The organism is Methanoregula formicica SMSP (assembly GCF_000327485.1).
GTDB classification, from domain to species: domain Archaea; phylum Halobacteriota; class Methanomicrobia; order Methanomicrobiales; family Methanospirillaceae; genus Methanoregula; species Methanoregula formicica.
In genome coordinates, this window is sequence record NC_019943.1 from 2,505,447 (window position 1) to 2,521,919 (window position 16,473).

Here is a 16,473-nt window from a genome sequence, read left to right on the forward strand (position 1 = left end):
GGCAGTGAGGGTCGGTACATGAACGCACAGGAACCTGCTCTCTCCCTTGGCGTGGATTTCGGGGACGGTGCCATCGTCTGCGGGAGTATGCCACAGGACGGGAGCGGTTTTTTTACCCATGCATTCCCCGGCTGGTCGGAGGAACTACCGGACCCGGGAGGATCCGTACCGATACACCGGGTTCCGTCCCTTGTACGGTATCGTGACGCGAACTACCATGATATCGGGAATGAGGTTGTGCGGGGGGGAAATTCTGATCACCCGGCAACGGCCCGGTGGATCCGCAGCTACCTGCTCGAAGAGAGCGGGGCACTGATCGCGGCGGGGGATGAAAAACGGGTAACGTTCCGCGATGCTGCGTGTGACCTTCTCGGTGCAATCCTGGTGAAGACCGTGACCGGGCACCAGAACATCCGTTCCGTTGTTTTTTCCGTTCCGGAAGATGCACCACCATGGTACAGGGACTGGCTTTCGAAGATCGCCCGCACTGCAGGCATGACTGCCTGCCACACCATCGCAGAATGTTCAGCAGCAGCGGCCGGTTACGGTCTGGCAGTTGAGACGGGGCAGTCGTTTCTCCTCTTTTCCTGTGACGAGACGGCACTCAGCCTCCGTATTGCCAGGAACAACGGGTCTTTAGACAGCGCAGACATGGAAGTGATCGGGTCAGCCCGGACAGACACCGGTTCTGTCATTCTGGATACCTGGATTGCACAGGAGATCGTGGAGAAAAGCCATCTGGCGTATCATGGAAGACGGGGACAAAGCCTGATCGATGCAGCACGTGCATGCGTTCCGGGGGTCGTGCAGCACCTTGCCCGTGGCGATGAGGCTGTTGCGGGATTTCCGGATCCGGTCTCCGGAAGGCCAATCACTGTAAGGATAACGGCAGACGACATTATCCGGGTGTTTGCCGATCATGGACTGCCCGCGATCCTTGACGATGTAATCCGGTGCGCACGCGGGGAGGCACTGGCACGGGGATACGCTGATAGTGCACCGGCAGCGGTCCTGATGACCGGCCGTGGATCACTTCTCCCCGCGGTACAGGCACTTGCCCGGGAGCGTTTTTTTGGAGTTCCCGTTCTCTCAGATCACCCGCTCGATGCCATTGTGAGGGGTGCGTGCCTGTTCCGTTCCCGTAGCGCTTCTTCAGATCACATAAGGAACAACTACGCGCTCCGGTACTGGGACCCGGCCGCGCGGGAACATCGGTACCGTTTCCTCGTCCACAGTGGCGCACGATTTCCCAGTGCCGGGCAGGTCGCCCGGATCACCATCAGTGCCGCATATGACGGGCAGGCCCGACTCGGTCTCTCCCTGTTCGAAATTGGCAGCAACGGGCCCGGGACAGGGCTGGCACTCGAACTGGTCCAGGATCCCTCCGGGGGCGTCCGGGTTGCCGCGCCTGAAAAAGATGCGGACGAGGGGAGCAGGCCAAGACTCGTGAACGGCACAATACCGACAGTGCTGGCCGCCGATCCGCCTGGCGTAAAAGGGGAGCCCCGGTTCGAACTGACATTCACCATCGACCGTGAGAGACAACTCTGCCTCACGGCTCGCGATCTCATTACCGGGGCGATTATCAGAAGAGATGCACCGGTGTACCGGTTAACATAACGGGAGGAAAGGTATGGAACTACAGGAAATGGAAATCAATATCGACAAGGAAGGAAGAGTCCAGATAAACGTGAAGGGAGTACAGGGCACCGGCTGTCTCGCACTGACCCGGGATCTTGAGACTGCCTTAGGAGTAGTTGAGCAACGGGAATATTCCGCAGACTATTATCAGCAGGAGACAGGCGTCTGTGAGCACCGGACACTGAAATCCCGATAATATCGGGTCAAACACCGGTCAATTCCCAGGTCATAACGGGAAGCAGTCGCTAAAAACTCAACAGAAATTCTCCGTTACATAGATTGCATTATCAGAGGCGAATGCAACTCCGATCCCCTCCTGCTGGAAGTGGTAATCAAGAATATTATTCCGGTGCCCCTCGCTGTTCATCCACCCGTTTACTACTTTATTTGCGATAAATTCCTCAGTGCTCCATTGATATTCTGTCTGCATGACGGTCCCGTTGGGCGCGATAAGGTCCTTGTAGGTATCATACCGGTAGACCATCGCGATATTCTCGGAAATTCCTTCAGTATAATACGTTTCGTAATCGCGGACGCACGGATACCCGGCCCACTCCCCCCGCGCACGGGCATCCAATCCATCCGGGTTCGTATGCTCAAAGAAGTTTCGGAGCGTCATGTCGTAACTGTGCCCGCGGGCGATGCTTGCGAGGAATGAATCATAGGACAGGGTGGAAAGCCCGTTCTGCCGCCGCTCGTTATTAATCAGGTCATGGATCCGTGCTTCAAGCGAAGAAGGATCGATGAAGGGCGCACCCTCTGTTTTACTGGTGTACGTATCGGGGGATGGCTGCGAGGGGATCCAGGTAACCGCAAGGGTGATCTGAGCCGTAAATGCCGGTGTAGGGGTTGCTGTTGGCACGGTTGTGGCCGTGGTCTGCGTTGTCTTCGGGGTGGTGGCAGGTATCCTTGTTGTTTGGGTTGTCACGGGGGATGCGGTTACAGGTACAGTCGTTGAGAGGGGCGTTGCGGTGGATGAAACCGCTGTTGTTATGGGTAATGGTTCCGGGGGCAGGGGAGTAATGCCTGCGGTCGCAGACACGGGCATCACGGGACCAGAAGGCTTTCCCGCAGCATTCCCCGCCATTTCCCGCAGCAGAGGAGACGAGAGAGCCCCCGCAACAATGATCACAATAATTACAGCAGCTGCAGCAGCCCCTGTCGCTGCCAACCTGCCGGTCAGGAGAGCCGGGGGGAGATCGGGTAATCTCGTCCCGCACTGCGTGCAGAATTTCTGCGAACGGTCGGACATGACAGCCCCACAGTTTGGACAAGTATTACGCACCATGCTATGGTGTGCATGGAACCTGCACAGGAAAAAAGATATGGGGGATTACCGGGCCAGTTCCCGCACCTTCCCGATATTGCCCCGGTCGTCCCGCCTCTCATCAACGGGTGTCTCGCAGACCAGCGGAAGACGGGAGAAGACCCGATTGTGGAGAATCTGGCGGAAGCCTTCCTCACCGATGAATCCGAGGCCGATATGCTCATGCCGGTCGAGGCCGCTTCCCCGATCACCTTTCGTATCATTGAGATGAATAAGCCTCAGGTTGTCAAGGCCAACAGCCTCGTCAAGCTGGCCGAGAGTCTCAGTAATACCCTCCTCCGTGCGGAGTTCATAGCCCGCGGCAAAGGCATGGCAGGTGTCAAAACAGATGCCGACACGCTCCTTTCCCTCTACCCCGTCAAGGATCCCGCGGATGTGCTCAAAGCTGCTGCCGACACTGTTCTTCTCCCCAGCGGTATTCTCGAGGAGGAGCATCGTGGAACCCCCTGCATTCGCGAGCGCCGTGTTGATTGCCTGGATTACGCGCGATCTCCCCCCGGCCATACCTTCACCGAGATGGTGGCCGAGGTGTGTGACAAGATACGGGATTCCCAGTATTTCACACCGTTCAAGTTCTGCCGTGAGCGTTGCAACAGATTTCTCGTAAATTTCCGGTTTTGGGGAAGCAAGATTGGGGAGGTAGGGCATGTGGTCGACCGGCAGGAGACCGGTTGTCTTAATCTTCGACAGAAATGCCTCTGCAACGGAGGGGTCAACGGGCTGGTATCCCCATCCACGGGGATTCCGCGAGAACATCTGGAATACATCGCAGCCGGCATCTTTTGCACGATCTACCGCAAGGTCCAGAGAACCGGCAATCGAGACATGAACCCCGATTTTCACCATTTACAACACTCCCGGATCATCTGATCCGGTTCTTTTGGCGCGGGGCTATTTGGGGATTGTGATCGGGGATATAGGGAAAAAAGAATTATCTCCTGAAAATCGCGAGAAGTGCCACACCAATGCCCGCTGCCACGATGACTGCAACGGGCAGGCCGCCGGATTTTGTGGGCGGGACGGTGGTCGGTTCCGTGGTGGGGACAGGTGTGGGGGTGACCTTGAACTGCTCGGTAAAGCCGATCGGGGGGACCACTTTCACGATATAGACCGAGACCGGCTGCGGGCCGGTCATCAGGGGTGATCCTCCCACGCAGGTTGCAGATGATGCCTCCCCCTTGACAAACGTGACTTCCACGCTGGAGCCATCGTTCCTCCCATTGTAGAGGGTAACCTGGCGCGGGCCGAGTGTTTTCTCCAGGACCCGGGTTCCTCTGGAGAGGATATTCACCGAAGATGTCACAGCCTTGCAGGTGGTCCCGTAACAGGTTGTACAATCCGGGGCCGTTGACAGGTCAAGGGAATAGTCACCGGCAAGCGGCGTTGGAACAGATCCCGGGTCCCCGACAATATCGATCACGTATTCCCCGGTAGGGAGTCCATTGTACAGTTTGGCAATGGTTATCCAGTTCCCTCCGGCCCCACCAAGGCTTGTTGCGACAACCGTGTCGCCCACATTGAAGACCGTCAGGGCACTGTCCACCGGGACAGAACCGGTCAGGAACGAGGTGTTCATGAGAGTAAACGAGCAGACCGGGTCACCGCCCGCAGGATACGAACAGCCATACTGTTCCGGGTTCTCGATCGTGATCGTCTTATCTTCTTTATTGATGGACGATACCATGCCCTTCACCGTGACTTCCTGGATGACTGCCGCAGCGGGCAGGATGCAGAAACAGAGGAGAAGGACAGGGACTATCAGGTAGAGTGCTTTCATGGTTTTGCTCCCACAAGGCCCCTTATGCAAGAACCTATAACGAGAGTTGCCGTTGAAGGATAAAAAGACTGCAGGAAGGAAGCTCTCTTTTTGCCAGAACTCCAATCATTTACTATGAAGGTGACCTTCCTTGGGACCAACGGCTGGTTCGACACCCCTGCCGGAAATACCGTCTCGGTCCTCCTCCGGTCGGAAAACTATGATATCCTCTTCGATGCCGGAAACGGGATTGCGAAAGCCGACCGGTACATCCCCCAGGACAGGCCGGCATTTTTGTTCCTGAGCCACATGCATATCGACCATATCGCCGGCCTGCACACCCTCTGCAAGTTCAGGTTCAGGAAAGGGCTGACGGTTTTCACGCAGCAGGGAACACGGGAGCAGCTGGAGACATTTGTTAATGAGCCCTATACCGTACCGTTCTCCATTCTCCCCTTTAAAAACGAGGTGCACGAACTCAGCCCGGGAACACACCATGTCCCGTTCACCGTCACCTGCCTGCCGCTCGTCCACCCGGCTCCCTGTTTCGGGTACCGTGTGGAACTGGATGGCAGGGTGATCGCGTACTGCACAGATACCGGTGTCTGCGACAATGCCGTGACACTCGCCCGCAATGCAGACCTGCTGATTACCGAATGCGGCCTGAAACCCGGGGAGACGAGCCCCGACTGGCCGCACCTGAACCCAGAAAATGCCATCGCGATAGCAAAAGAGGCCGGCGCAAAGAGACTGGTCCTGATGCACTTCGGGGCCGAGGTGTACAGGACCGTTACAGAGCGCGAGGCTCTCGCCGCACAGTTCGAAGGGATGTGGCCAGGGCTGATCGTGGCGCGCGATGATATGACCGTGGACATATGATGTGGCGGACTCATTCCCGCGACGGTCTTAGGTAAACGTATATTCCTGCCTGCCCTGCACGGGGAGATACGGAACACCGCAGCGGTTTCTTTTTTTCTGCACAGGGACTCACCCCCCATTCGGCCAGGCTGTCAAAAAGGAATCCCTGTCATAACCAGAATAAATGAAGGGGGCAGGGAGGAAAAGATGAGGGGTGTTTCCCTTCAGGAATCAGATTTACTTGTTCAGTTTCTTCAATACCCATGCCATGTTGGCACCGAGCGTCTCCATCGTAAGAAGCCCCTCTTCGTCGCCCTTTACGTCTCCGGGGTCCAGGCCGATGCCGACATTCCAGTAACTGGAACCGGGCACGACCATCTGGCTGATGAAGAAGAAGTGGTTCATGGTATCGAATGCGTGGATCGCCCCACCGCGGCGTACGGCAACAACCGCAGCCCCCACCTTGCGCCGGAACATGTCGTCGTTGGCTTTTGCCACGAAACCGGCCCGGTCAATCAGGGCTTTCATCTCTGTAGAGACATCTGCAAAATACGTAGGGGAGGCAAGGATGATCCCGTCTGCGTCCAGCATCTTTTCAATGCACTCGTTCACGATATCGTTGCCGATAACGCACTTCCCATCTCGGTTGACAAAGCATTTCCCGCACGCCGTGCAGCCACGGATCTTCTTTCCGGCAAGCTGGATGAGTTCTGTCTCAATCTTCTCCTTTTTCAATTCCTTTAGCAGCGTAGTGACAAGGATCGCGGTGTTCCCGTCCTTCCTCGCACTGCCATTAAATGCAACAACCTTCATCGTGATTCCCTTGTTAGTATCCCGCCATGCGCTCATATAAGAATTCGCACCGCCACACCGCTCAGTGCGCCATCTTAAGACCCCTCACGCCAAATGGTGGTGCGATATGCTACAGAGAATACAGTTTTCCGACCTCCACCTCGGAAAGGAGCTCGGGAAAGCAATAGAAGACATGGGTTTTGAAGAGCCTTCGCCCATCCAGGCCCTCGCAATCCCCTTAATCCAGGCCGGCCGTGACGTAACGGCACAGGCCCAGACCGGTACCGGCAAGACCGCTGCCTTCGGTATCCCCATCATCGGCCGTATCGATCCCTCGCGGAGGAGCGTACAGGCCATCGTTCTCTGCCCCACTCGAGAACTTGCCATCCAGATAGCCGAGGAGTTCTCAAACCTCCTTGCGCACATGCCCCGGATCTCCGTTCTGCCGGTTTACGGCGGGCAGCCAATAGAACGCCAGCTCCGCGCGCTCCAGGCAGGCGTACACATTGTCATCGGGACACCCGGCCGTGTCATGGACCATCTCGACCGCCGTACGCTCCGGCTCGAAGATGTCGAGACAGTTGTGCTCGATGAGGCTGACCAGATGCTCGATATGGGATTCCGCGACGATATCGAGCTGATCTTACGAAAAGTCCCGCAGAAACGCCAGACCCTCCTCTTTTCGGCAACAATGCCAAAACCGATCCTCGAAATATCCCGGCAATTCCAGAACAAGCCCGAATTTGTCAGGGTAGAATACGCGGAACTCACGGTCCCGCAGATCGAGCAGTCCTATATCGAGGTGCGCGAGCGGGAGAAACTCGACGTGCTCTGCCGCCTTATCGATCTTGCCGATCCCAACCTTGCCATCATCTTCTGCAATACCAAGCGTCGTGCTGAGGAACTCTCAACGAAAGTAAGGGCACGTGGTTACCGGGCTGACGAACTCCACGGCGACATGAAGCAGTCCCAGCGCGACCGGGTCATGGGAGGCTTCCGCAAGGGGATCATCGATATCCTGATCGCCACCGATGTCGCGGCACGGGGGATCGATGTCGACGACGTGGACATGGTGATCAACTACGACATCCCGCAGGACGTGGAGTATTACGTCCACCGCATCGGGAGGACCGGACGGGCCGGACGGAGCGGACGCGCGATATCTTTCGTCACGCCAAAGGACTTCACCAAGCTCCGCGAGATCATGCACTATGCAAAGATCCAGATCCCACGGATGCCGGTCCCGACCCAGAGCGATGTTGCCCAGACCCGCACCCGGCAGATGATCTCCCGGGTGCGTGAGACCATCGAGGCGGGGGGTCTTGAGCCGTTTGTCCGTATTATCGAGGCAGAGGCTGAGGGCGACCTCTCGACCATCGACATTGCAGCAGCACTCTTAAAGATACAGATGGACCCCGGTTCAGGGGCAGCCGCAGGGACGACGCCGGAGGCAGTGGACTTTGGGGATACCGGTGCAGAGCCCGGCATGGTCCGGTTCTTTCTTGCTGTCGGGAGACAGCACAAGGTTGCACCCAAGGACATCGTCGGCGCAATCGCCGGCGAGACAGGAATTCCCGGAAAAGCCATCGGCGCAATACGGATCCTGGATAATTACTCCTTTGTTGAGATCCCAAAAGAGCATGCAAACGAAGTCTATACTATCATGAAAGAGCGGACGATCCGGAACCAGCCAACCGGAATAGAGCCCGCTTCAGGGACGCGGGCCTGACCGTTTCTTCTGTTCTCCCGCTCATTTTTTGTGGCTCTATCGAAAACCTGTGTGGGTTTGTGTTAGATAGGGATGGCGCCACGGGCGCTCGGGGTCTGACGCCCCTCACCCCGCGAAGAATCCTTCGGATTTTTCTCATCCTCACAGTCTGACGACCGTTCGGACCGGGAAGCTTGGCCGTATGCGAGCCTCAGAAAAAATTAAAAACGGGGGGTCAAGGGGGCTTGCCCCCTTGGGCTGTCTTCGCAGTCCCAAACTGCGAGACGAGAAGATGCACAGCATCTTCTCCGTCCTCGTGGTCCCGTTGGACCATTCGGACTCCCCCTCTGGGGACCGACTGAAGGGAGGTTGCAGAAGAACACGACAGGGTTCTTCGAAGAGTAAGGGGGTCACACTCGTTGTTCCACTGAGTGGGTTGTAAGAAGGATTTCTATAGAGCCCAACAGAGCTCTTTTTTATAAGAATTGTGAAGCCTGCCATGTCAGGTGCAATCCGTAATAATCACGGCTCATCACGGAAACAACTGTTGCGATCATCCGGCCAGCGGCACAAACCTAATGTATCCTCAAGGGCAAACTGTCGGTATGAACAAGATTGTTGTAAGCGCTTTTATCCTGGGAGCCTGCCTTGTACTCGCTCTCGTGGCCGGCTGCACCCAGCCGGCAGCTCCTGCCACAACACCCGCCCCGACTGTTGTTGAGACCACGGCAGCGGCAACTGAGGAACCAACGGCTGTACCGACAACTCCGGAATCCATAACCCCCGGCCCGACCCAGACCCTGCCGGAGATCTGGAGCATGGAAATCCAAGTAGGCAGCAATGGCGAGGCCATCAACCCGCAGATCACAGCAACGCTCCGTGGCGGGAAGGGGATGAATGTCATTCCGGCGATTGACGTCAAGGTCACGAGATCGGATGGCGGAGTCGAGACCGCCCGTATGATCCAGCCGCTCCACGTGGGGTCATCGGTCACCCTCAAGGGGACCACCAGCAACAATGACCGGGCAGAAGTCTGGGTCATCACCCCGAACGGCGATTCAGTGAAGATCTACGATGCGTACGTCCCGTTCAGGTCATTCAATTAACTTTTTTTTAAAATTACCGTGACGAGAATCCCTCGGTGAGATGCCCGACATAGAGCATGATCAGGGGGATGAAAATACCGACTGCCATGATAGCATACCCCTGGGGTTCGTCTCCGAACGGGGGGGTCATGGTGATCCAGGCGCCGTTCACAAAGATGAACAATCCAATCAGGCAACTCAGTATTTTTATGATCGCTTCCATGACCTGCACCTTTCTTTACAAGGTGATGCCTGCGCACACTATTAAGTGCTTGTATCCATGTGCAGGGCTTGCAGGATCTGTTATGAACCATCTGTCCTGACGGGGTGATGCATTTTTCATCTCTGCAAATGAACAGATCAGGTACACACCTGCCGGTTGTGAAAAATCCACAGCCAGGCGATACGGAAAATGGGGAAAACCATGGGAACAGCGCTCCTTACCGACCTGTATGAACTCACCATGGCCCAGAGTTACCGGGAGCACGGGAAGACCGGTACGGCGGTCTTCTCCCTGTTTACACGGTCCCTTCCTCCCGAAAGGAATTTTCTTGTCGCGGCTGGACTCGAGACCCTGATTACGAAGCTGGAGCAGTTCCGGTTCACTGCAGACGATATTGCATATCTTGGGACCCTGGGGATCTTCAGCAGGGATTTCCTCACGTGGCTGGAACAGTTCCGGTTCAGCGGAACGATCTGTGCAGTCCCTGAAGGAACGGTTCTCTTTGCAAACGAGCCCATTCTCCAGATCGAAGGCCCCCTCCCCGAAGCCCAGGTCCTCGAAACGCTTGCCCTCAACTGCATCCATTTCGAGACCCTTGTTGCTTCGAAAGCGGCACGGATTAGCGCTGTCGGCAGGGGAAAGAGCATCGTTGACTTCGGGTTCCGGCGATCGCACACCACAGAAGCAGGCATCGCCGCAGCGCGGGCAGCCTGGATTGCCGGATTTGACGGAACATCAAACCTCGAAGCAGGGAAGCGGTACGGCATTCCCGTTGTCGGCACGATGGCGCACTCCTATGTCATGCTCTTCGACAGCGAGGATGCTGCATTCAGGGCATACCAGTCATCATTTCCAGACCGTGCCATCTGTCTTATCGACACCTACGATACCCTTGCCTGTACGGACACCATCATCCGGCTGGCATGGGAGGGGGTGCCGGTGCCCGGTGTACGGCTTGACAGTGGGGATATCGGGATGCTTGCACGGGATGTGCGGGAGCGGCTTGACGCTGCCGACCTTGCCGGAATCCGAATCTTCGTGAGCAGCAATGTCGATGAGTATTCCATAGACCGCTGGCTCTCAAGCAATATCCCGATCGATTCATTTGGCGTTGGCACCCATTTTATCACATCGTCCGATGCACCGTTTCTCGACATGGTGTACAAGCTGGTGGAATACGAGGGGACACCGCGGTTCAAGACCAGCCCGGGCAAGACCACGTTCCCGTACCGGCGGCAGATCGTGCGGCATTACCGTGAAGGAATCCTCGCATATGACGAGGTGGTCCGGACTGGAAAAGACCTGGTACCGGGACTTCTCGAACCGGTTCTCACCGATGGCACGATTGTCCGGCCCCTGCCATCACCTGATGCGATCAAAGAGCGCTGTTCCCGCGAGATTGCGTCCCTGCCTTCGCCGTTCAGGTCGTTGGAAAAACAACACTATGATGTCCGGATCCTGCCGTGAGCCCCGAGAAACGATGCCACCAAACCCGTGATCTCATAAAAAAACGCATATAGTGCCCTGACAGATTCTTTGGCATACTGTCGGGAGGTGATTACCGTTTCCCTTGTCCCCATACCCTTGCGCATTACTGCACTTGTCCAGGAAAGAAACAGCCTCTTTGAGTACCCGCACGAGCAATTGGCCGGAATCATCCGTGAGATCAAATTCCACTGTACCTGTTGCGCCAGATGCTGTACCCGTGCCTTCAACGGTCACGTCTTCCTGCTCGACAGGGATGTTGCCGCAGTAAAAAAGATTGATCCGGATGCCCTCGAACCTGCACCGGACCCTGAGTTCTGCGACCAGAACGGAACGTTTTATGTGTCCGGGTACGCCCTCCGTGCAAAGGGGGATGACGCAGGATCCTGCTGGTTTTTGGAGAACGGCCGGTGTAGGATCTATGACAACCGTTTCTCCATCTGTCGAATCTACCCGTACATGCTCCACCGCGAACCGGATGCCTGGGGAACTGTTGACTGGAGACAGATCTCTGGTCTGGAACAGCACGGGGAGTATGATGCAGAGATTTCAGAAGACGAGGCAATGGCGATCGCACGGGAGACAAAGGAGTACGAGGACGCCTTCCTTGCCCAGGAGATCGCGTTCCTCGAATACATGAAGGAATATTTTACTCAAAACCACCTGAAGCACGTGCAGAAAGTGTATGATGACCGGATGCGTGCTTTCTCCCGCGGGTATCCTGTCCGCATCATGGTATTCTGCGATGGCGGACTGGAAGAACATACGATCCGCAGGGAGGAAACCTCCAGGTAACGGGAAAACCGCTCAAGGCTTGTTGTCCACGTGATCCCAGAACTGCGTCAGCACGCGCCATAGTTTGTCACGTAGTTCCTGGACGCTGTAGCGGGCAGGGCTTTGTTCAGAACCCTTGCGCGGGCCCGGATCATAAAGGGCACGGTTTATCTCGATCTGGATCCAGGGAATGCCTTTTCTCCAGTAATGGGCATTGGAAATGAACCCTCCTGAGAACGGGTTATTGATTGCCACTTCCTGCCCCAGGCAAAATTCCTTACGGAACTCCCCGGCCAGCTCCCGGATCCATCGGTGAGAGCAGGTGGTGATGCCGTTCTTCCCTGCCCTCCCCATACGGTCACCGTTGTTGCCAAGGCAGATGAGTGGGCGTTTTTTTCCGGCATCCTTCTGTTCTCCCGACCCCCACGGGAGCATTGAGTGGCAGTCGAAGGCTATCGCGACATCGCAACCATCGATGAGTTCGTCAATCTTCTGGTGATAGGGGAAATACCATGCCATGAGGAGCTTGTGAATCAGGGGCAGATCAGGCACCATTCCTTCGCGGTAGACCAGCCTGCCATCAACAGTGCGTATCTTGATGATGCCATCCGGGTCACGGGGCGGCAGGGGTAGGGGGGGCCTGTTCAGGTCAATGACCATGCGGGAGATCTCCGCCTCGATGCGGGCTGCAACCCTGTCACCGAACCCGAACAATTTCCGGGTATCCGGATCACTGTAATATTGGATGTCCTTCCTGCCCAGCTGCAACCGGCCGTCCAGTTCAGGGGGAACCCTGGTGCCCCCATGAGGAATGGAGATCAGGAAGGGGTAGTGCCGCTTCACGTTTCAAAGTATCCTGCTGTAAGGGTGTTAAGGTTTTCATCAGGGCATCCTGTTCCATTCACTGGCTGGATGATGACCCGTTTTTGAATGGAAATGACCTTTATTTCGTATGTAGGAATGGGCTTTTTATGCGCGCGATGGTGATTTATAAATACCGCAGGAGAAGCGGCATTTTCATGATTGGCACGAATAACGCAGGTTCTCCAGTGGAAGGAAAGGGGTATAAAAGGATGATCAAACAGCCGGATTAGCTGGAGAGCCACAAGGAAAAATCCGTTTTCACAAAACTGGGCTATAGGCCCGTTTTTTTTCCACCTATTTTCGCTCCGATTTGTATGGCGCCCAAAAACGGATAATAAGGATTACCCTGTGCTGGGCGGATCATCATTCTGAAATACTAGCCCCGTTTATAGCCCAGCTTCCGAAGAAACTCCTTTCTTCCGGTCACACCGGCAGAATCCTCAACTCCCCGGGGTTTTTCTCCGTCGATTACGCCCATGATCCCCCTTCCCTGTGCGGATTCTGCAACAATCACTTCCGCTGCATTCGCCGTTGCACAGAAGATAGTGCAGACTTCCGGGACCTGTTTGATCGCGTTGAGGACATTGATGGGGTAGCAGTCCCGAAGAAAGAGAATGAAGGTGTGGCCTGCCCCGATGACCCAGGCATTGTCCCGTGCAAGGGCGACCAGATCTGTATCATTACCATCAAGACGAATGAGGCAATCGCCGGATGCTTCGCAAAAAGCCAGACCAAACCGTGCCCCCGGGACTCCCTCGACAACCGCTTCGCTGATGTCTTCAACGGTCTTGATAAAGTGAGACTGCCCGAGGACCATGTTCACATCTTCGGGCTTGTGGATCTTCACTACCCTGAACTCAACCGCTCCGCTCATCCATTACCACAAACAGGAGATAGGTCTTGCACAATATAGGTTTTAGCCCCATAATGCCCGCCACCTGCCATCCTCCAGCATCATGCAGGGAAGAGAGGTGAATTCCGTATCCTTTTAATAACACCAAAAAAAAGCATTGCTAGAGTGAACAGCAGCCTGTCTGAGGTTTCTATGTACGGGAGACACAAGCTCGATACAACTCTGATGATTGCCATGCTCCTTCTTGCCGGTAGTATCGTCATCGCAGTACCGGTATCGGCCATACAATCATCAGAACAGTCCATAAGCGATTCGCTCACGCGGGGGAGCAGGTTTTCCATTACCATCACCGGCCACCCGAATACGGCGTATTACATCTGGCTCACCGGTACCTCGACCATGACCGGGGAACACTATGACCAGCCGCCAATTATCTCAGATACTGCAGGCATTGTAAAAGACCCCGACGGCGGCCCGTACACCATTGGATCGTACCAGTACAACAACGGAGGCGGAGAGACGATTCGTGATGATGTCGCACCGTCATCGTCAGTCATGTCGAACACGAACTATTACGCACAGGCCACAACGGATGAACGAGGGCTGATAATTGTCGAATTCCGGACTTCGGTTTATACAGGACTCCGCTCGTATTCAGTGAAGGTGGAAAACCCTAGTGCTCCCGAGAACGAAAATTTCCGGATCGAGCAGACCGTGTACAGCCGGACTACCCGCCCGATGATCAATACACCGACGGCAACGGTGGCAATCCCCGAAAATACCGTAACCTATACTCCGGTAACTACACCGGTCCCCACAACCCTCCTCCCGGTCACAACGGATACTGTCCCGGCAGAAACATCCCCTGAAATCCCCGCCACCCCCCAGCCGATAAAAAAATCACCTCTCGCGATGCCGGGCATTGTACTTGCCGCTGCCGCGAGTGCTTGTCTCGTGGCACTGGCTATCCGCCCGCGCCCCTGACCCAAAAGATGCCCCCCTAAAAAGAGAAAGTCCCTGCTGGCCCGAACATGACTGACAATTCCTGTGCAACAAACGGTACTGACTGCCCGGAAATGGATGCCATCCAGCGGTTCTTTATCCGACCATTCTTTTTAAGCCTGACCATCGGCATCCCGTTCTGCATCTTCAAGATCCTTTTTGGGATAAGCGCCCTGCGTCACCTCTCGCCGGGCGGAGGCATCCTTGCATTGCTGGCACTCGCGGTAACGGTCTGGGCTTTTGCAGATCTCCTGATGAACACGGGGCGCTCCCTGTTCGACCTGCTCAACAGCACTGCACCATTCGAGTTCTGCACCATCGCGCAAGTCGGAAGGATCTTCCGGATGCCGCTTGTCTTCCTCGCGTTCGATACCCTGCTGACATTCGCGATCATCTGCGCCATGCTCTGGACCGGGTGGATCGCAACGCTCACTCCTGCAGAGTCCTGGCTCTGGTATGGTGCAACCACGATGAACCTGATCAGCCTTTCCCTGGTCTCGCTCTACAACGAGATCCGCAGGGGACACACCTGACAGGCCGGAAGAATTCAAAAAAAGTTACTTATTATCGTCGCCGAGCGACTCGCGGCTCCGCATCTGGTACAGGACCATCGGATCCATCTCCTTGAACGTATCTGGGCCGGTCCGCATGATCACGTTCGTGATCCCGCTGTTGACGATCATCTTCGAGCAGAGGAAACAGGGCCAGATCTGGGTTGTCTCGTCTGTCTCGACATCGAACCCCGAAAGGTAGAGCGTGCAGCCGCGGGCATGCTTGCCTGCCTGGAGGAGCGCGTTCATTTCAGCATGGACGCTCCGGCAGCGCTCGTAGTTCGAGCCCGACGGGATATTGTGCTCCTTTCTCCAGCAGCGGTTCAGCTCCGTGCAGTCCATCTGCTTCCGGGGTGCCCCGGTATATCCCGTTGAGACTATCGTATTGTACTCATCAACGATGATGGCCCCGAAGTTGCGTCGTAAGCAGGTGCCCTGGTGGGCGCACCGGGTTGCAAGGTCGAGGAAGTACTGGTGCCTGTTGGTCCGCATTCAAGAGAGTATGGAAAATCCCGGTATTAAAGCCGTAGGATCAGGAGGAGGTACAGGATGACAGCCCCATGGAGGATCAGAAAGACGGGGACAAGGAGGAACCTGAGTTTCCGGGTCTTGTGGTGGAATAGCTGCATTGAGAGAAACGCGCCGAACGGCCCGAGGAACGCCAGTACCAGAAGGAGGTTCTCGCTCGTCCGCCACGTGTTCCGTTTTGCCCGGGATTTGTCGCGTGCAAAGGCCAGTGCCGCGATCAGGTTCAGGCAGAGGTAAACACCTGCCAGAACCGAGAGGAGATCGATCGCGATCAGCTCCCGTGACCGTTGTCAAGGGTGAACCGCCATTTGCAGAAGATGTCCGGAGGATGCGGGTCGGGGGGCGCGAAGAGGCACTCAACCCGGATCGCGGGATCGATCTCCCGGGCAAAACTGGTGAACTCCGCCCGGTGCATCTCCCGGCAGACATACTCGCCCTGCCCCCTTCGGAGCCGGGCTTCCTGAGTCGGGCACGACGGGACCGAGATGAATACCTCATCCTTTTTCTCCTCGATTTCATACCCGACGATCATTGCCCACGGGAAATGCCGGAGTGCCCTGACAAAGCCGGAAAGCCCCTTTTCGGTGATGGTAAAGCGGCGGACGATATCTTTTGCCGCCATACCGGCCACCCTTCCCCAGACCTGTTCATTGAGCTGCTCGGCAATACCCTGACCGTACGTATCTGCGATGTTGATGAACCAAAATGCATCCACGACACGATAGTGCCAGAGGAGGAATTCCAGGTACTGGTGTTTTTCCGCATCCGTCATCTGATCGAAGATAGCAAGGTCCATGTACGTCACAGGGGATCGCCTCAGGGATGGTAAGCGTCATGCCCGTGCCGATATGAACATTTGGATTTGTGTTGTCAGGCACCACAGGCAGACAAGATCCCCATGTTGGAAAACCAGGCGCACGTTCATCAACTCAGGGGGTACCTACCTCCCTGACCTGTTGGACCGGATGTGGCGCCAGGGACTCCCCTCCCACCCCCCATGGCATGAGAGGGGTAGCTACCCTTCCC

Annotated in this window: 19 protein-coding genes; 9 read left to right on the plus strand and 10 right to left on the minus strand. The window is 56.0% G+C overall.

The window, feature by feature from the left end:
* The first annotated feature begins 18 nt into the window (after positions 1-18).
* The gene (locus METFOR_RS12475) at positions 19-1,620 is read left to right on the plus strand and encodes an Hsp70 family protein (protein WP_015286512.1); all 1,602 of its coding nucleotides are present in this window, start codon (positions 19-21) and stop codon (positions 1,618-1,620) included.
* Between the two features lie 13 nt (positions 1,621-1,633).
* Positions 1,634-1,837, plus strand: coding sequence for a DUF2997 domain-containing protein (locus tag METFOR_RS12480; RefSeq protein WP_015286513.1), 204 nt, complete (start codon positions 1,634-1,636; stop codon positions 1,835-1,837).
* Positions 1,838-1,894: 57 nt separating this feature from the next.
* Here the strand turns inward: METFOR_RS12480 and METFOR_RS14705 are convergent, their stop codons facing one another.
* From METFOR_RS14705 to METFOR_RS12495, 3 genes are all read right to left on the minus strand, one after another.
* A complete protein-coding gene (locus METFOR_RS14705) occupies positions 1,895-2,929 on the minus strand; it encodes a CAP domain-containing protein (RefSeq protein WP_083883443.1) in 1,035 nt (344 codons plus the stop codon).
* 45 nt (positions 2,930-2,974) lie between these two features.
* A complete protein-coding gene (locus METFOR_RS12490; protein ID WP_015286515.1) occupies positions 2,975-3,814 on the minus strand; it encodes a deoxyribonuclease IV in 840 nt (279 codons plus the stop codon).
* Positions 3,815-3,899: 85 nt separating this feature from the next.
* Positions 3,900-4,745, minus strand: a complete 846-nt coding sequence (locus tag METFOR_RS12495; protein ID WP_015286516.1) for a hypothetical protein — start codon at positions 4,743-4,745, stop codon at positions 3,900-3,902.
* Between the two features lie 114 nt (positions 4,746-4,859).
* On the opposite strand from METFOR_RS12495, the gene METFOR_RS12500 reads away from it, so the two are divergent.
* The gene (locus tag METFOR_RS12500) at positions 4,860-5,603 is read left to right on the plus strand and encodes an MBL fold metallo-hydrolase (RefSeq protein WP_015286517.1); all 744 of its coding nucleotides are present in this window, start codon (positions 4,860-4,862) and stop codon (positions 5,601-5,603) included.
* Positions 5,604-5,819: 216 nt separating this feature from the next.
* Here METFOR_RS12500 and METFOR_RS12505 read toward each other — a convergent pair whose 3' ends face one another.
* The gene (locus METFOR_RS12505; RefSeq protein ID WP_015286518.1) at positions 5,820-6,431 is read right to left on the minus strand and encodes a flavodoxin family protein; all 612 of its coding nucleotides are present in this window, start codon (positions 6,429-6,431) and stop codon (positions 5,820-5,822) included.
* A 70-nt stretch (positions 6,432-6,501) separates the two neighbouring features.
* On the opposite strand from METFOR_RS12505, the gene METFOR_RS12510 reads away from it, so the two are divergent.
* Positions 6,502-8,103, plus strand: a complete 1,602-nt coding sequence (locus METFOR_RS12510) for a DEAD/DEAH box helicase (RefSeq protein ID WP_015286519.1) — start codon at positions 6,502-6,504, stop codon at positions 8,101-8,103.
* A gap of 584 nt (positions 8,104-8,687) precedes the next feature.
* Positions 8,688-9,188, plus strand: coding sequence for a hypothetical protein (locus METFOR_RS12515; protein ID WP_015286520.1), 501 nt, complete (start codon positions 8,688-8,690; stop codon positions 9,186-9,188).
* Between the two features lie 13 nt (positions 9,189-9,201).
* Here the strand turns inward: METFOR_RS12515 and METFOR_RS12520 are convergent, their stop codons facing one another.
* Positions 9,202-9,390, minus strand: coding sequence for a hypothetical protein (locus tag METFOR_RS12520; protein WP_015286521.1), 189 nt, complete (start codon positions 9,388-9,390; stop codon positions 9,202-9,204).
* Between the two features lie 201 nt (positions 9,391-9,591).
* On the opposite strand from METFOR_RS12520, the gene METFOR_RS12525 reads away from it, so the two are divergent.
* Positions 9,592-10,857 carry a nicotinate phosphoribosyltransferase gene (locus METFOR_RS12525; RefSeq protein WP_015286522.1) on the plus strand — a complete coding sequence of 422 codons (1,266 nt, stop codon included), beginning with the start codon at positions 9,592-9,594 and terminating at the stop codon, positions 10,855-10,857.
* An 87-nt stretch (positions 10,858-10,944) separates the two neighbouring features.
* Positions 10,945-11,670, plus strand: a complete 726-nt coding sequence (locus METFOR_RS12530) for a YkgJ family cysteine cluster protein (RefSeq protein ID WP_015286523.1) — start codon at positions 10,945-10,947, stop codon at positions 11,668-11,670.
* A 12-nt stretch (positions 11,671-11,682) separates the two neighbouring features.
* Here the strand turns inward: METFOR_RS12530 and METFOR_RS12535 are convergent, their stop codons facing one another.
* Entirely contained in the window at positions 11,683-12,492 is an 810-nt protein-coding gene (locus tag METFOR_RS12535; protein ID WP_015286524.1) for an N-formylglutamate amidohydrolase, read from the minus strand.
* Between the two features lie 397 nt (positions 12,493-12,889).
* Positions 12,890-13,387: an adenosine-specific kinase gene (locus METFOR_RS12540; RefSeq protein ID WP_015286526.1), complete on the minus strand. Its 498-nt coding sequence runs from the start codon at positions 13,385-13,387 to the stop codon at positions 12,890-12,892.
* Between the two features lie 171 nt (positions 13,388-13,558).
* Here METFOR_RS12540 and METFOR_RS12545 point away from each other — a divergent pair, with 171 nt between their 5' ends.
* Both METFOR_RS12545 and METFOR_RS12550 read left to right on the plus strand, forming a co-directional pair.
* On the plus strand, positions 13,559-14,350 hold the full coding sequence (locus tag METFOR_RS12545; RefSeq protein WP_148277690.1) for a hypothetical protein: 792 nt from the start codon (positions 13,559-13,561) through the stop codon (positions 14,348-14,350).
* Between the two features lie 47 nt (positions 14,351-14,397).
* On the plus strand, positions 14,398-14,901 hold the full coding sequence (locus METFOR_RS12550) for a hypothetical protein (RefSeq protein ID WP_015286527.1): 504 nt from the start codon (positions 14,398-14,400) through the stop codon (positions 14,899-14,901).
* A 24-nt stretch (positions 14,902-14,925) separates the two neighbouring features.
* On the opposite strand, the gene METFOR_RS12555 is transcribed toward METFOR_RS12550, so the two are convergent.
* From METFOR_RS12555 to METFOR_RS12565, 3 genes are read right to left on the minus strand one after another with little or no spacing between them, the layout of a single operon-like run.
* Complete coding sequence (locus METFOR_RS12555; protein WP_015286528.1) at positions 14,926-15,411, minus strand: deoxycytidylate deaminase; 486 nt, start codon at positions 15,409-15,411, stop codon at positions 14,926-14,928.
* A 26-nt stretch (positions 15,412-15,437) separates the two neighbouring features.
* Complete coding sequence (locus tag METFOR_RS12560; protein ID WP_148277691.1) at positions 15,438-15,722, minus strand: DUF1294 domain-containing protein; 285 nt, start codon at positions 15,720-15,722, stop codon at positions 15,438-15,440.
* The gene (locus tag METFOR_RS12565; protein ID WP_015286530.1) at positions 15,719-16,243 is read right to left on the minus strand and encodes a DUF6125 family protein; all 525 of its coding nucleotides are present in this window, start codon (positions 16,241-16,243) and stop codon (positions 15,719-15,721) included. Before METFOR_RS12565 ends, METFOR_RS12560 begins: the two co-directional genes overlap by 4 nt.
* Between the last annotated feature and the right edge of the window lie 230 nt (positions 16,244-16,473).

What these genes read in the sequence shown, in the direction of transcription:
- METFOR_RS12475 (WP_015286512.1), top strand. Translation starts at nt 19, where the DNA reads ATGAACGCACAGGAACCTGCTCTCTCCCTTGGCGTGGATTTCGGGGAC.
- METFOR_RS12555 (WP_015286528.1), bottom strand. Translation starts at nt 15,411, where the DNA reads ATGCGGACCAACAGGCACCAGTACTTCCTCGACCTTGCAACCCGGTGC.
- METFOR_RS12540 (WP_015286526.1), bottom strand. Translation starts at nt 13,387, where the DNA reads ATGAGCGGAGCGGTTGAGTTCAGGGTAGTGAAGATCCACAAGCCCGAA.
- METFOR_RS12490 (WP_015286515.1), bottom strand. Translation starts at nt 3,814, where the DNA reads ATGGTGAAAATCGGGGTTCATGTCTCGATTGCCGGTTCTCTGGACCTT.
- METFOR_RS12520 (WP_015286521.1), bottom strand. Translation starts at nt 9,390, where the DNA reads ATGGAAGCGATCATAAAAATACTGAGTTGCCTGATTGGATTGTTCATC.
- METFOR_RS12510 (WP_015286519.1), top strand. Translation starts at nt 6,502, where the DNA reads ATGCTACAGAGAATACAGTTTTCCGACCTCCACCTCGGAAAGGAGCTC.
- METFOR_RS12515 (WP_015286520.1), top strand. Translation starts at nt 8,688, where the DNA reads ATGAACAAGATTGTTGTAAGCGCTTTTATCCTGGGAGCCTGCCTTGTA.
- METFOR_RS12495 (WP_015286516.1), bottom strand. Translation starts at nt 4,745, where the DNA reads ATGAAAGCACTCTACCTGATAGTCCCTGTCCTTCTCCTCTGTTTCTGC.
- METFOR_RS12550 (WP_015286527.1), top strand. Translation starts at nt 14,398, where the DNA reads ATGACTGACAATTCCTGTGCAACAAACGGTACTGACTGCCCGGAAATG.
- METFOR_RS12480 (WP_015286513.1), top strand. Translation starts at nt 1,634, where the DNA reads ATGGAACTACAGGAAATGGAAATCAATATCGACAAGGAAGGAAGAGTC.
- METFOR_RS12500 (WP_015286517.1), top strand. Translation starts at nt 4,860, where the DNA reads ATGAAGGTGACCTTCCTTGGGACCAACGGCTGGTTCGACACCCCTGCC.
- METFOR_RS12505 (WP_015286518.1), bottom strand. Translation starts at nt 6,431, where the DNA reads ATGAGCGCATGGCGGGATACTAACAAGGGAATCACGATGAAGGTTGTT.
- METFOR_RS12525 (WP_015286522.1), top strand. Translation starts at nt 9,592, where the DNA reads ATGGGAACAGCGCTCCTTACCGACCTGTATGAACTCACCATGGCCCAG.
- METFOR_RS12545 (WP_148277690.1), top strand. Translation starts at nt 13,559, where the DNA reads ATGTACGGGAGACACAAGCTCGATACAACTCTGATGATTGCCATGCTC.
- METFOR_RS14705 (WP_083883443.1), bottom strand. Translation starts at nt 2,929, where the DNA reads ATGGTGCGTAATACTTGTCCAAACTGTGGGGCTGTCATGTCCGACCGT.
- METFOR_RS12565 (WP_015286530.1), bottom strand. Translation starts at nt 16,243, where the DNA reads ATGGACCTTGCTATCTTCGATCAGATGACGGATGCGGAAAAACACCAG.